General features: G+C 64.5%; 16 protein-coding genes and 2 riboswitches. Of the genes, 3 read left to right on the top strand and 13 right to left on the bottom strand.

Annotated features, from left to right (window positions below; genetic code table 11):
- Nucleotides 1-21 precede the first annotated feature (21 nt).
- From fdhD to ACFY5D_RS20445, 11 genes are all read right to left on the bottom strand, one after another.
- On the bottom strand, nt 22-852 hold the full coding sequence (gene fdhD, locus ACFY5D_RS20495; protein ID WP_387534144.1) for a formate dehydrogenase accessory sulfurtransferase FdhD: 831 nt from the start codon (nt 850-852) through the stop codon (nt 22-24).
- 58 nt (nt 853-910) lie between these two features.
- On the bottom strand, nt 911-2,116 hold the full coding sequence (locus tag ACFY5D_RS20490; protein ID WP_387534142.1) for a molybdopterin molybdotransferase MoeA: 1,206 nt from the start codon (nt 2,114-2,116) through the stop codon (nt 911-913).
- 3 nt (nt 2,117-2,119) lie between these two features.
- Nucleotides 2,120-2,398: a DUF6457 domain-containing protein gene (locus ACFY5D_RS20485; protein WP_387534140.1), complete on the bottom strand. Its 279-nt coding sequence runs from the start codon at nt 2,396-2,398 to the stop codon at nt 2,120-2,122.
- A 15-nt stretch (nt 2,399-2,413) separates the two neighbouring features.
- Nucleotides 2,414-3,082 carry a molybdenum cofactor guanylyltransferase gene (locus ACFY5D_RS20480; protein WP_387534138.1) on the bottom strand — a complete coding sequence of 223 codons (669 nt, stop codon included), beginning with the start codon at nt 3,080-3,082 and terminating at the stop codon, nt 2,414-2,416.
- On the bottom strand, nt 3,079-3,576 hold the full coding sequence (locus ACFY5D_RS20475; protein WP_387534136.1) for an HNH endonuclease: 498 nt from the start codon (nt 3,574-3,576) through the stop codon (nt 3,079-3,081). The genes ACFY5D_RS20480 and ACFY5D_RS20475 overlap by 4 nt, the downstream gene beginning before the upstream one ends.
- A 237-nt stretch (nt 3,577-3,813) precedes the next feature.
- Nucleotides 3,814-4,563: a F510_1955 family glycosylhydrolase gene (locus ACFY5D_RS20470; RefSeq protein ID WP_387534134.1), complete on the bottom strand. Its 750-nt coding sequence runs from the start codon at nt 4,561-4,563 to the stop codon at nt 3,814-3,816.
- Nucleotides 4,564-4,737: 174 nt separating this feature from the next.
- Nucleotides 4,738-5,319, bottom strand: a complete 582-nt coding sequence (locus tag ACFY5D_RS20465; RefSeq protein ID WP_387534132.1) for a DUF305 domain-containing protein — start codon at nt 5,317-5,319, stop codon at nt 4,738-4,740.
- Between the two features lie 52 nt (nt 5,320-5,371).
- Nucleotides 5,372-5,809, bottom strand: a complete 438-nt coding sequence (locus ACFY5D_RS20460; RefSeq protein ID WP_387534130.1) for a DUF6153 family protein — start codon at nt 5,807-5,809, stop codon at nt 5,372-5,374.
- Between the two features lie 107 nt (nt 5,810-5,916).
- The gene (locus ACFY5D_RS20455; protein ID WP_387534128.1) at nt 5,917-6,741 is read right to left on the bottom strand and encodes a C40 family peptidase; all 825 of its coding nucleotides are present in this window, start codon (nt 6,739-6,741) and stop codon (nt 5,917-5,919) included.
- A gap of 5 nt (nt 6,742-6,746) precedes the next feature.
- A riboswitch (cyclic di-AMP (ydaO/yuaA leader) is annotated at nt 6,747-6,905 on the bottom strand.
- Nucleotides 6,906-7,034: 129 nt separating this feature from the next.
- Complete coding sequence (locus ACFY5D_RS20450) at nt 7,035-7,967, bottom strand: M23 family metallopeptidase (RefSeq protein ID WP_387534126.1); 933 nt, start codon at nt 7,965-7,967, stop codon at nt 7,035-7,037.
- Nucleotides 7,968-8,042: 75 nt separating this feature from the next.
- Nucleotides 8,043-8,227: riboswitch (cyclic di-AMP (ydaO/yuaA leader) on the bottom strand.
- A gap of 81 nt (nt 8,228-8,308) precedes the next feature.
- A complete protein-coding gene (locus tag ACFY5D_RS20445) occupies nt 8,309-9,007 on the bottom strand; it encodes a metal-dependent transcriptional regulator (RefSeq protein ID WP_387534124.1) in 699 nt (232 codons plus the stop codon).
- A 290-nt stretch (nt 9,008-9,297) separates the two neighbouring features.
- Between ACFY5D_RS20445 and serC the strand changes: the two genes are divergently transcribed.
- Nucleotides 9,298-10,419, top strand: a complete 1,122-nt coding sequence (gene serC, locus ACFY5D_RS20440) for a phosphoserine transaminase (protein WP_387534122.1) — start codon at nt 9,298-9,300, stop codon at nt 10,417-10,419.
- A gap of 238 nt (nt 10,420-10,657) precedes the next feature.
- Here the strand turns inward: serC and ACFY5D_RS20435 are convergent, their stop codons facing one another.
- Both ACFY5D_RS20435 and ACFY5D_RS20430 read right to left on the bottom strand, forming a co-directional pair.
- Entirely contained in the window at nt 10,658-11,164 is a 507-nt protein-coding gene (locus ACFY5D_RS20435; RefSeq protein WP_387534120.1) for a DUF3027 domain-containing protein, read from the bottom strand.
- Between the two features lie 4 nt (nt 11,165-11,168).
- Nucleotides 11,169-11,552, bottom strand: coding sequence for a cold-shock protein (locus tag ACFY5D_RS20430; protein WP_387534118.1), 384 nt, complete (start codon nt 11,550-11,552; stop codon nt 11,169-11,171).
- Nucleotides 11,553-11,791: 239 nt separating this feature from the next.
- Here ACFY5D_RS20430 and ACFY5D_RS20425 point away from each other — a divergent pair, with 239 nt between their 5' ends.
- Both ACFY5D_RS20425 and ACFY5D_RS20420 read left to right on the top strand, forming a co-directional pair.
- Nucleotides 11,792-12,007 (top strand): hypothetical protein, encoded by a 216-nt coding sequence (locus ACFY5D_RS20425; protein WP_387534116.1) that lies wholly within the window; start codon nt 11,792-11,794, stop codon nt 12,005-12,007.
- Nucleotides 12,008-12,120: 113 nt separating this feature from the next.
- Entirely contained in the window at nt 12,121-12,831 is a 711-nt protein-coding gene (locus ACFY5D_RS20420; RefSeq protein ID WP_209995209.1) for a response regulator transcription factor, read from the top strand.
- Nucleotides 12,832-12,844 lie beyond the last annotated feature (13 nt).

The raw sequence follows: 12,844 nt of genomic DNA, 5'->3' as shown, positions 1-12,844 counted from the left end.
GCCGTCGAGCCGGTGGGCCTTCTAGGCACCTAGTACGCGTTGAGCATGAGTGTATAGGTTCACGCTGCTGGTGCGGGAAAAAGCGGCGAGGGTGAGTCCCGATTGTTGCGCCAGCTCGACGGCAAGCGACGACGGGGCGCTGACCGCGGAGAGCACGGGGATCCCCGCCATCGCCGCCTTCTGGACCAGTTCGAAGGACGCCCGGCCGGAGACCTGAAGGACCGTTTCGCCCAGCGGGAGCAGGCCCTCGCGCAGGGCCGCACCGATGACTTTGTCCACCGCATTGTGCCTGCCCACGTCCTCGCGCAGCACCAGCAGCTTGCCGTCGGTGCCGAAGAGGCCGGCCGCGTGCACGCCGCCGGTGGCGCTGAAGAGCTGCTGGGCCTCGCGCAGGGTGTCCGGCATGGCCAGCAGGGTTTCCAGCTCCACCATCCCGGCCGCGGATTCCAGCGCGTAGTGGGATTTCTTGCGCACCTCGTCGATCGAATTGGTCCCGCAGATGCCGCAGGCGGAACTTGTCACCACGTGGCGGGCCGCCGACAGGTCCGGGGCCTGGGCACCGAAGCCCAGCTGCACCTCGATGACGTTGAAGGTCTGGTTGCCTTCCTCGTCGGTGCCGGCGCAGTAGCGCATGGCCACCAGGTGCTCGGCCCGGGAAATGATGCCCTCGGCGAGCAGGAACCCGGCGACCATGTCGAAGTCGTCGCCCGGGGTGCGCATGGAGGTGGTGAAGGGAGTGGATCCGAAACGAATTTCCAGGGGTTCCTCGACGGCGAGTTTTTCCTCCCGCTCGTTCCACGCACCGTCAAGGGTGGCGCGGACGATGCGCCGGCGCACGATTTTGCGTCCCATTCTCACATTCCTTTTCTTGCGTCCGGCTGCCGCCGGCCAAATCGATGGGATTCCCCGGTTACCAAGGTAGTCCAAGGTAGCCGACGGGGGTTCCGGCCCGGGCGCCGGCGGGCGGGACGACCAGGATCGCCTCGGCCCCGGAGAGCCCGCGCAGCATGGCCGAGCCGACGTGCTCGGCCGGGGCCAGCGCGTCGGGGGCAAACGGGTCTGCGGAGCGCACCCAGCGCGCCGGGATGAGCCTGTGCCGGCCCGGCAGCGGTCCGAAGTCGACGGCGCCGAGCGCGTTGCCGGGTTCCGCCGGTTCCGTGCCGCAGGCGCCGCGCAACAGCGGGTCGACCAGCGTCGCAACCGCCATCAGTGCGGCCAGCGGGTTGCCCGGCAGTGCCACGAGGATGCGCCCGTCGGGCAGCGTCGCGAGCATCGAGGGGTGGCCGGGACGCATGGTGATGGAGGAAACGACTTCCTTGCCGCCAAGTTCGGCCACGGCGCCGCGCACGAAGTCGCGGTCGGAGAACCCGGTGCCGCCCGTGGTGACGACGATGTCGGCGGCCAGGGCAGGCACGTCGGTGAGCGCGTCAAGGCTCTGGGCCCGGGAATCGCCGATGCGCGCCGAGCTCGCTGCCCGCCCGCCCAGCGCCGCGATGATCTGCGGCAGGACCGGGGAGAAACCGTCGCGCACCTGTCCGGGGGCCGGGGTGCCGGAGGTGGTGACCTCGTCCCCGGTGTAGACCAGGTGGACCTTGGGACGCGCGGCAACCAGCAGCTCGTCGTACCCCGCCACCGCGGCGGTGGCCACGACCCCGGCACGAAGCACGGTGCCCGCCGCCTGCAGCACGTCGCCCGGCGCGGCCTCGGTTCCGGCAGGACGGATGTCGGCTCCCGGGGACAGCTGCCTGTCGGCGGTGAGCATCCCGTCTCGCTCGGTGGTGTGCTCCAGGCGGACGATGGCCTCGGCGCCGTCGGGGATCAAGGATCCCGTCACCACCGCAACTGCTTCGCCGGGGGCCAGCGAGACCCTGGCGCCCTCGGCCGGGTTGTGGGCAACCGCGTCGAGCAACAGCCAGGGGCCCCGCCCGGACACGGCGAATCCGTCCATGGCGGAGGTTGCGCAGTGCGGTATGGGGTAACGGGCAACCAGGTCCCGGGCCAGCACGCGGCCGCCGGCCTGGTGCAAGGGGACGAGTTCCGGGGCCAGCTGCAGGGCCCGGCCCAGCCGGTGTGCGTCCTGCCGCGCGTGTTCCCAGTCGTGGTCGTGGTCGGGCATGCTCTAGTCGTCGGTGCCGGCGGTGACGCGCGCCTGCAGGACCTCACGCGCCAGGGCATCGGCGGAATCCATGGCGTGCTTCTCGCTTGCCTGTCCCCTGCCCACGGCGAGTCCCGCCGCGTAGCCGGCCACGTAGGTGGTCAGCGGGGCCGCGGGGCGCACGATTCCGTGGGCCGCAACCCCGGCCAGGGAAAGCACCTTGTCGATGTCGACCTGCGTGTCGGTGAGTTCATAGGCGGCCAGTAGTTCCCTGACCCAGTCGTCGAGTTCCTCTGCAGGCATTTGGTGTTCTCCTCGTCAGTGGCCGTTTGCCACCGTAATCCCGTGACGCCCGGCATCCCCCGGAGTGTCGATGTCGCTGAAATCCACCTCTGGCAGCTTCAGTCGTTCCATCTGCACTGTAGCAAGCAGACGCATCATTGACGCATTCTCCAGGCTGCCGTGGGGTTCGGCGGCCTGCTGGATTGCCGCCTTCAGCGCCTCGGTGGTGATGGCGCAGGCTAGCGTCTGCAGGACCCCGCCGGCGTCCTGCGGCACCCACGCCTCGACGCCGGGGGCCCTGCGGCGCGCCACCTCCAGCAGCGCCTTCACCACGGGAGCCGGTTCCAGCAGGTCGGCGGCCAACACCACGGTGATTTCCGCTGCGGCGCTTGGCCATTCGGCGCTTTCGTCATCGGGGCCGTCGTCGAGCGCCGCACGCCCCGCGGCCACGGCGGCGGCCGGACCGGCATAGTTGGGGTACTCCCGGGTGATGACCACGCGCTGGCTGTCGGGTGCGTTTTCCATGTACCGGGTCACGGCGTCCGCCAGTGCGTGTGCTCCGACCACGGCAATGCCTTCGGCGTCCTTCACCGCGTTCAGCGCGTGCTCGAGCAGGGTTTCCCCGTGGTGTTCAAGCAGAGGCTTGCTCACCCCGCCCAGCCGTGAGCCACGGCCGCCTGCCACGATGATGGCATCAAATTTCATGCTGCGCTCCGAAGGAATGGGCTCCAGGCTTCCGCGGGGCGGTCCAGTTCGGTGATGAACCAGTGGGCGCCGCGCGGAGTGCCGGGTGCAAAACGTAGTTTCCATCCCAACTGTGCCAGCGTCCTGTCGCCTTTGGCGCTATTGCAGCCATGACATGCCGCCACGAGGTTTTCCCAGCTGTCGGCCCCGCCCCGGCTGCGCGGAATGATGTGGTCCACCGTGCTGGCGCTGCGGCCGCAGTAGGCACACCGGTGGGCGTCCCTGCGCAGGACTCCGCGGCGCGACACCTGGAGGTTGCGGCGGTGCGGCATCCGGACGTAGCGGTTCAGCAGGATCACCGTGGGGCGGGCCATGACTTGGTTGGGGCCGACCACCGGGTGCTCTTCGTCGGCCGCGAGCACCGTGGCCTTGTCCATGAAGACAAGCAGCAGTGCCCGGCGAAACGTGACTACCGCCAGCGGTTCAAATCCTGCATTCAGCACTAGGGTTCGCATCGGCGCATCCTTAGATCCCGACCCGGCGCAACAGAGGGACCCGTTCACAACGGAATCCCTCATGTGACGCGCGTGGCTCTGAGCATTGACTCTGGGGCTAGCCTAGGACAAAGGTCGGTGATTCCGCGCGGGTTTGGGTGAAATTGGTTCGAATTCCCTCCGAATTTTGCAAGTTGCCCGTTCCGGGAATGGTGTTGTGAAACCCCGAAAAACGGGGCTTCACAACACCATTCGCGTTTATTGGGGCGAAGCGAAACGCAATTCGAAGCTGCCGGCCCCGTCGTCCGAATGTTCGACGCCCAGCGAGCTGGACACCCAGATCCGGGATCCGTCCGGACTCATGGCCACCGCGCTGACGGTTCCTTGCAGCTCCGCACCCCGTTTCCAGCCCACCCCTCCGTCTTGGCTGGTCCAGGCAACCCCGTCAGGCGTTATGCCGACGGCCTTGGTGCGGGCCACCGCCAGGTATTGCAGCGGCGGGGTGTTTGGCGCAGGCTCGCTGAAGGTCGCGCCGTCGTCCGTGGAGCGCCACGGGCCTTGTTCGGTGGCCGCCAGTACGAGGCTTCCGCGTGGGTCCGCGGCAAGTGTCGCCGGGAGGATCCTCGGCTCGAGGTCCTTCCATGTGGTGCCGTCGGCGGTGGAACGCAACGTCGTATCGAACCCGATGATCGCGTTCTTGCTTGCCGTCATCGCGTGGAAGTCCGAAATCCCCGAACGGGAGAGGCTCTCCCAGGTTTGCCCCTTGTCGGTGGAGCGCATCAGGCCCACGGGGTTGTCCAGGTCGGCGCCGGGACCCGGGTGGCCAGAGGCATAGAAACCGTCCTTCCCGAGGGTGAAACCCATCCAGTCGACGACGGGGCCGATGCGTTGGGCGGGGTTCACCGAGACGTCGTAGAGGCCGTCGTGCGTGGCAAGCAGCACCTGTCCCTTGCCGGTGTCCGCGATGGCGTGCACATGAGCGGTCGGGTATCCAGCGACAGTCTCCATTGGCTGCGCCGTGGCATCTGCCGGCGCAGCACTTTCGATTGACGGAGCGCCCGGGCCTGGCCCGGCATCACCGGGGTCCTGGGCGCAGCCGGCAAATGCCAAGCCGCCTGCCAGCGCCACGGAAGCGAAAAGTAACGGCTTCGTTGTCATTGTCTTCATTTGTTGGCTCGCCCGCTACTTCTTGAGCATGTCGCGCATGTGCGCGATTTCGGCGTTTTGGTCGGCAATGATTTTCCGGCTCAGTTCCAGCACCCTCGGATCCTTGCCATTTTTCAGTGCCTCTTCCGCCATTTTCGTGGCTCCAAGGTGGTGCCCGATCATTTGGTTCAGGAAGAGTTCCTCGGCTGCGGCACCTTGGGCGCTGGTCAGTGCCTTCAGGTCTTCCTCACCGAGCATGCCGTCCATCGCCATGCTGTGGCCCATTTCCCGGGACTCGCCCCATCCTTCCAACCAGGATTCCATGAGCTTGATCTCGGGGGCTTGCGCGTTCTTGATGTCGGTGACGAGCTTCACCGCTTCCGGACTCAGGTTGCTCTTTTCCAGCATGATCTCGCTCATGAGAACGGCCTGTTCATGGTGGGGGATCATCGTCTGGGCGAACATGGCGTCGGCGCCGTTGTGCTCGTTTCCGGACGCCTGCTGGCCGGCTGTGGTGTTTCCACCGGGGACGGTGGCCGGTGCGGAGCAACCGGCCAGGACCAGGGTGCCCGCCACGACGGCCGTCGAAAGCATCAGGGTTGTCTTGTTCTTTTTCAACGTCTTTTCCTTGCGTGAGATGTGTTTGTGTTCCGGCTTTGCTCCGGAACACTCATCTACGGCAAATACTCAGTTGTTGTGGTGAAGGCGGCTGGAAAATGCCGGCGCTGAAGGCGATCAGGCGCGGACGATAGGGCGTCGGACCCGCACGCGGGGCGGTTCCTCCGATCCCCGGCCGTCCGAGTTTGTGTGCAAACACCACGAGGCCGAGAACGCAGGCGACTAGAAGTGCGCATTCGCCCAGCCCGATCCCGTGATCACCGTCGGGTTCGGAGGCCTGCATGTGTTGTTCGCCGTGGTCGTGCGCTGACGCAGCGAGGGAAGCCTCGGTAACAGCCGCGCTCCGGGTTTCCCCATGGTGCACGGGACCGAAGGCGGCCCCGGTGAGCACATGCATGGAGAGCAGGCCGAGGAAGAACGCGCACAAGACCACAACCTGAATGGCGGGCGACAGCGCCCGGCGATTGACAGGTCTGAACGACTTCTTCACAGGACCCACAATATACCCTCTGGGGGTATCGTTCAATTCCGTCCGCGCAAAGCAAAGGGCCCCGCTGCATCCTTGCGGATTCAGCGGGGCCCTTGAAAGAATGCTGCTTACTTGGCCAGGGTGTAGTAGCCGTAAAGCGGGTTGCGGGTCACGTCGTGGATGATCGTGTCGACGGTCGGGTTCTGTGCGCCGATCATCTTTCCGCCGCCGAGATAGATGCCTACGTGGCCGCCACCGTTCTGGAAGACCAGGTCGCCCGGCTTCGGGCTGCTGGTGCGCACGAACTGGCCGGAGGCGCGGATCGCGGAGGTGCCACGGGCGATGTCGATGCCATGCTTGGCGTAAACGTACTTGACGAAGCCGGAGCAATCCCAGCCCGAGGTGGTGTTGCCGCCCCAGACGTAGGGAACGCCAACGTACTGCGCTGCCGTCGCGGCAATGCCGGAGAGGTTTGCGGTGCTGATCGAGTCGCTCTTAGGAGCAACTGCGGTGCTGACGGCGCCGCCGCGGCTGGTGCGGGTGGTCGGCGCAAAGGCGTCGCCCGAAGCGCGGTTGGCCGTTGCACGGGTCGCGGTGTTGCTGTCGCGGGTCGTAACCGTGTTGGCGACTGCTACGACGACCGGAGCCGGCTTGGAGGTGAATGCGGCGCGCTCAATATCCAGGTCCTTGACCTTGGATGCGGAGACCGAAACAGCCTTGACTGCAACACGCTCTGCGGAGAGACCTTCTACGGGGGCAGACGATGCCTCGCGGGTTGCCGGGCCCTGACCCGGAACACCCAGGGTAAGAACCAGACCGGATGCTGCTGCAATTACTGCTGCCTGACGACCGACCGACCCAGCATTCGAGGCAACTGCCTTCGAGATGGATTCAAGTGGGTTCGTCCGAACCGAAGTCGCGCGGTGGCGACCAAGTGCTTGACGTGTAGTCACGTTGTTATGCCTCTCCTGATGCCTACGAGGTGAGCTGTCGGGTTCGAGTGGGAGTCACTCGGCAATCCGGCCCCTTGCGGGTCCGGGTTACTTAACCCCAAGGCTTCCTAACTTCAGAAGCCAAAAAGTGGGTCCCCCGCCACTGCCATGCGTTTTTTTGAACGGACACCATGCGGCGGCAGTGCTCGGCACTCCTCATGGCGGTAATCGGGCTTGAGCGCCGACTACATTTCTAGAATATATGAAACGACTGTAAATGTCACGTTCTGATCACGGAACGGTGACATTCTTCGTTATAACCAACCCGCTGGGTCTACCCACTTGCCATTGACAATGACCTCAAGGTGCAGGTGCGGACCCGTCGAGTTGCCCGTGCTACCGCTCAGCGAAACAACTTCGCCGCGCTCAACCTTTTGTCCGACCGAGACCTTCACGGCCGAGTTGTGGTTGTAGCTGGTGTGCAGGCCGTTGCCGTGGTCGATCTCCACGCGGAAGCCCGAGTGCCCTGCCCATCCCGCCTGTACGACGGTGCCGGCGGCGGTGGCCTTGATCGGGGTTCCCATGGGAACTGCGTAGTCCAGGCCGTTGTGGTTCATGTAGCCGGGGCCGGTCGGGTTCTTGCGGTGACCGAAGCGCGAAGTCAATCGAATGTTGTCCACCGGCTGGGCAAGGACACCGTGCGTGGCGATCTTGGAAACGTCGCCGCCGGCAGCGGTCATCACGGTGGCCAGCTTGTCTTCCTTGGTGAACTTGCTCGTGACCGAAACACGCTCGATCTTGACCTCGTCCGCGGCCGGAGCCTTCACGTCCGCGACAACCGACTGTGCAACGCGAGCTTCCCCGTTTGGAAGCTGGTCGGCTTCCTGCGACGGGCTGGCCGCGGCCAGCGCCAGGCCGGAAACGGCCGCAACTGCGGCGATCTTGTGCGTGAAGCCAAGGCGCGAACGCTTGGGGCGCGGCTCGAAACGCAATACGTTGTTGAGTTCTTCGGACTCGACCTGGGCGTGGAACTCTGGTGCCAAGGGAGTCGGTTCTTCGACGCGCTCGGTTGCGGCAATGGCCGCGGCCTCGGGTGCGGCGCCGTAGCGAAGGCTGGTTTCAAAGCGACGGCCCACGTAGCTTGCCGGAGTCGTCTCGGCCAGCTCGGGAACCACGTGCAGGGAGCGTCGACCGCTGCGGCGGGAAGGTGCTTCCTCGCTCAACGCGGAGTCGACAATACGTTCCAATGTGCCTTCGGCAGGCGAAGCATCAACCGGACCGGACGCACGACGGCGGCCGGAATTGTGCTGCTGTGTCAAATGACAACCTCTCATGTATCGCCTGCGAAGTTAGCTGTCGGATTCGAGTCATGAGATTAACTCGGCCGAGCCCACCGTGGCGGACTCAACTTCACCCCAAGATCCATGGTTCAAAACCATGAAACGGTTGAATTGGGTCCTCCGCCCCTACCGGTAAGTCTTAGTCCAGGATCCGCCGGTAAGGTTATGCGAACCGGATCTGGATTGAGTCACGAAAATATGACACAACTAGAAACCCTACCGGGCTTTAGTCCAAAGTTACAATTCCGTTATCTATCCAAGCGCCGGACAAACACATGTGCGCTGACCTCGGTCGGAAGCTCCAGCGCTCCTTCGATACCCTGGACGCGAACCAAGACATAGTCGTCCGCGCGTTCCAGCGTGACTAGGGCACCCGGGCGAATTCCGCCCTCATCGAGCTGCACCAGGAGCTCGGGTTCAACCTGGATCGATTCGGCCAATCGCTCTACGCGCACGGGGCCCGTGTTTCCGTCGGAAAGGGCGGAATCGAGATTTTGGACACCTACCGAGATTTCGGCCAGTTCCGGGCCGCCCAGTGCTTCGAGTCCGGGGATGGGATTTCCGTAGGGAGAGGATGCCGGCTGGCCAAGCAGCTGGTACAGCCTTTTCTCCACGCGCTCGCTCATGACGTGCTCCCAGCGGCAGGCTTCGTCGTGGACGAATTCCCATTCCAAGCCGATCACATCGGCCAGCAGTCGCTCGGCCAAGCGGTGCTTGCGCATCACGCCCGTGGCCAGTTCGCGACCCCGTTCGGTGAGCTCAAGGTGGCGATCGGTTGTCACAACCACCAGGCCGTCACGCTCCATGCGGGCGATGGTCTGCGAGACGGTGGGACCCGAATGACCCAGGCGCTCTGCAATACGGGCACGGAGCGCCGTGATTTCTTCCTCTTCGAGCTCCAAAATGGTGCGCAAGTACATTTCGGTGGTATCGATCAGGTCTGACACGTCTGCCGCTCCTGCAAGGGTTGGTTTTACACGGAATTACTACGCCCACCACTCTACCCGGCGCTTCTCATACGAATTGCCACGCAGGCCCCCTGCCGCTTCACACGCGGCTAGCCCCGGACTTCTCGGCGCAGCCGGCATGACTTCGCGGGTTTGCGGCCGTTAATAATGACGACTCGCTTTTACGCGTTTGGGTGCGCCATGCGGGATTATTGGAACACCGACCCCAAGGCAATTGTCATCACGTGGCGCGTCGGAAGAGTGAACCCAGCCTTTTATCGAGGAGCAAAATGAGCACCGGCCTGACCATTCCCGAAAATCTTTTGCCAGTGGACGGGCGTTTCGGTGCCGGTCCATCCAAGGTCCGTCCCGAGCAGGTCCAGGCCCTCGTGGAGGCCCGCAGCGAACTGCTGGGGACCTCCCACCGCCAGGCCCCGGTCAAGAACCTGGTTCGCGACATCCAGGAAGGCCTGAAGACCTTCTTCAACGCCCCGGCAGACTACGAAGTGGTTCTGGGCGTCGGCGGATCCACCGCTTTCTGGGACATCGCCACCTTCGGCCTGGTCCGCAACAAGGCACAGCACCTGTCCTTCGGCGAATTCGGTTCCAAGTTCGCATCGGCCACCAACAAGGCACCGTTCCTTGCGGAGTCCTCCATCATCAAGTCGGAGCCGGGCACCCGCCCGGTGCCGGTTGCCGAAGCCGGCGTTGACGTATACGCCTGGCCGCAGAATGAAACCTCCACCGGCGTTGCAGCACCGGTGCACCGCGTGGAAGGCGCCGACGAGGGCTCGCTGATTGTCATCGACGCCACCTCGGCGGCAGGTGGCCTGGACGTCGATGTTTCCCAGGCCGACGTTTACTACTTCGCTCCGCAGAAGAACTTCGCCTCCGACGGCGGCCTGTGGATCGCGCTCTTCTCCCCGGCGGCCATTGCCCGCGCCGAGGAAATCGCGGCCTCCGGCCGCTGGATCCCGGACTTCCTGAACCTGAAGACCGCCATCGACAACTCGCGCCTGAACCAGACCTACAACACCCCGTCGCTCTCGACGCTGGTTTCGCTCAACGCACAGGTGCAGTGGCTCAACGCCAACGGCGGCCTGGAATTCGCCGCAGCCCGCACCAACGATTCGGCATCCCGCCTCTACGAATGGGCCGAGGCCTCCTCGTTCGCGAGCCCGTACGTTGCTGCCCCGGAGGACCGCTCCAACGTCATCGCGACCATCGACTTCGATGATTCGATCGACGCCTCAGCAATTGCAAAGACCCTGCGCGCCAACGGCGTCGTGGACGTCGAGCCGTACCGCAAGCTCGGCCGCAACCAGCTGCGCGTGGCCACCTTCGTTGCCATCGAGCCCGAGGACATCTCGGCCTTGATCAAGTGCATCGAATACGTGATCGCCAACGGCTAAGCCCGCTGTCGCCTGACAGCGAACGGGGAGCATTGCCCACCTGCCATGAGGCAGGCAGGCAATGCTCCCCGTTTTCGTTTGCGGGCAAGTCAGTGCCGCCGCACACCTGAAGTCGGTTGCGGGTCCGGCACCATACCCAGCAACGCAAGGGGGCCGGGCGGAAGATGCTGATGCATCTTCCGCCCGGCCCCCTGATCGACAAGTCTCCCGGTCGATCATTCAACCACTTTGCCGGGACTTAGTCCTCTTCGGGAAGTTCCCCGTCGGCATCTTCTTCGTCTTCGAACTGCTCGGCCGAGTCTACGGAGCCGCCATCGGTTTCGTCGGCGGCTTCCTGCTCGGAGCCTTCGTCGAGGTTCCCGGATTCCTCCGCGCCGCCCGCGGCATGCCCGGCAGCTTCCTCGGCGGCAAGACGCTCGGCTTCCAGGTCTTCCGGCCGCACGCGTTCCGCCCACGGAACCCATGCGGGTGCCAGCAGCGCGTCGTCGCCAGGAAGGATTCCGACTTCACACACGGTGATGTCCTTGGCCTGGGCGCGCGGAATCCGCGTCAGGGTCGCAAACCAGCACCAACCCTCGTAGCCGGGCTGCAGCGTGACAAAACGGTGGGTCACCAAGCGGTCACCGTCGCACACCGCATCAAGGTGTTCACCGATCATGGACTCCGGAGCGATCTCCAGCAGGGCCGTGCGTGCGCGATCATGCGCCGCGGCCAGTGTCTCGTCGAGCTTTGGTTTGCGGGCCATGGGCTTAGACGTCGAGATCGTCGGCGACGGCGCGCAGCACTGAAGCTACCTTTGCGCCCTGGGATTTCTCCGGGTAGCGCCCATGGCGCAACCCGTTGGATACCGAATCAAGCACCTTGATGAGGTCCTCGATCAGTACCGCGGTGTCCACTGCATCCTTGCGCTTGGCGCGGGCCACCGACGGGGCCGCCTCCAGGACGCGCACGCTCAGCGCCTGCGCACCCTTGCGGCCTTCGGCAATGCCAAACTCCATGCGGGTACCGGCGCGCAACTCGGTCACGCCTGCCGGCAGAGCCGAGGCGTTCAAATACACTTCCTGACCCTCATCGGTCACCAGGAACCCGAACCCCTTCGTGGGTTCGTACCATTTCACTTTGCCGGTTGGCACGTCTTGCTACCTCGTTCTTGCGTCACAATGGGCCACGGGGAAACTCAGTCCCCGATCCCATATCTGGCGATTCCCTACGCGGGCCCCAGATCCGTGGACGGATCGGTGGGCTCTTCACGCCGGGCAAGTCTATTCTTCTAGGGTACGACATTCGCGGCAATTGGCGGCCCACCTGCGGCGTGGACCCGCATTGTGGTTCCGGGGCCGGCGCGCTGTAACTTTAAGGTGTGAATACCACCGTGAAAACTCCGGCCGCCCAGCGGTTCCTGACCCTGTTCGCCGGTGGCATTGCCATCATTTCGCTCGTCGCGCTGGCCGTCATACTGGTCCAGTACGCGATGTCCGTGGCGTTGTCGCCGTTGCTGCTGGCCGTCGGGCTCTACGGGCTGCCGTTGGCCTTCATCTTGCTAATGGTCGTCCTCGGCCTCAATTTCCGCGAACGCCGCAGGAGTTAAGAGCCTTTTCGGGGTGACTTGGCCGCGGACGATGTGCCGGCATTCGGGCAAGGTCGAAGATCCGCACAATGAACACACAGGATTCTTACAGTTAACGGTTGCAGACTATAGGCATGAATGCCAAGACCCCCGAAGCCAGGCTGCTGGTTGTTGACGATGAACCCAATATCCGCGAGTTGCTTTCCACCTCATTGCGCTTCGCAGGTTTCGAAGTCGTGGCAGCGGCCAACGGTCGCGAAGCCCTCGCCGCAGTTGAAAAGGAAGCCCCGGACCTGGCCGTCTTGGATGTCATGCTTCCGGACATGGACGGCTTCACCATCACCCGCCGGCTGCGCGCCGCGGGCAAGCACTTCCCGGTGCTCTTCCTGACGGCCCGCGACGACACCGAGGACAAGGTCACCGGCCTGACCGTTGGCGGGGACGACTACGTCACCAAGCCCTTCAGCCTCGATGAGGTGGTCGCCCGCATCCGTGCGGTGCTGCGCCGCACCCAGCCGGCGGAGGAAGACACCGCGGTGATCCGGGTGGACGACCTGGAACTCGACGACGACGCCCACGAGGTCCGCCGGGCCGGCGAGGTCATCGACCTCTCCCCCACCGAATTCAAGTTGCTGCGCTACCTGATGATGAATCCCAACCGGGTACTCTCCAAGGCGCAGATCCTCGACCACGTGTGGGAATACGATTTCAACGGGGACGCCTCCATCGTCGAGTCCTACATTTCCTACCTTCGCCGCAAGATCGACTCGCGTCCCGAGTGGCCTTCGCTGATCCAGACCAAACGCGGGGTCGGCTACTTGATGCGCACCTCGGATCGCCGCTAAGGGGTTTAGGGAG

Origin of the sequence: Paeniglutamicibacter sp. NPDC012692, from assembly GCF_042901625.1 — a bacterium.
In the GTDB taxonomy this organism is placed as follows: domain Bacteria; phylum Actinomycetota; class Actinomycetes; order Actinomycetales; family Micrococcaceae; genus Paeniglutamicibacter.
Note: the sequence above shows the minus strand (reverse complement) of the source record. Positions and strands in the feature narration are given on the sequence as shown.

Coding starts and splice junctions, on each gene's coding strand:
- fdhD (WP_387534144.1), bottom strand. CDS start 852: ATGGGACGCAAAATCGTGCGCCGGCGCATCGTCCGCGCCACCCTTGAC.
- ACFY5D_RS20490 (WP_387534142.1), bottom strand. CDS start 2,116: ATGCCCGACCACGACCACGACTGGGAACACGCGCGGCAGGACGCACAC.
- ACFY5D_RS20485 (WP_387534140.1), bottom strand. CDS start 2,398: ATGCCTGCAGAGGAACTCGACGACTGGGTCAGGGAACTACTGGCCGCC.
- ACFY5D_RS20480 (WP_387534138.1), bottom strand. CDS start 3,082: ATGAAATTTGATGCCATCATCGTGGCAGGCGGCCGTGGCTCACGGCTG.
- ACFY5D_RS20475 (WP_387534136.1), bottom strand. CDS start 3,576: ATGCGAACCCTAGTGCTGAATGCAGGATTTGAACCGCTGGCGGTAGTC.
- ACFY5D_RS20470 (WP_387534134.1), bottom strand. CDS start 4,563: ATGGAGACTGTCGCTGGATACCCGACCGCTCATGTGCACGCCATCGCG.
- serC (WP_387534122.1), top strand. CDS start 9,298: ATGAGCACCGGCCTGACCATTCCCGAAAATCTTTTGCCAGTGGACGGG.
- ACFY5D_RS20435 (WP_387534120.1), bottom strand. CDS start 11,164: ATGGCCCGCAAACCAAAGCTCGACGAGACACTGGCCGCGGCGCATGAT.
- ACFY5D_RS20420 (WP_209995209.1), top strand. CDS start 12,121: ATGAATGCCAAGACCCCCGAAGCCAGGCTGCTGGTTGTTGACGATGAA.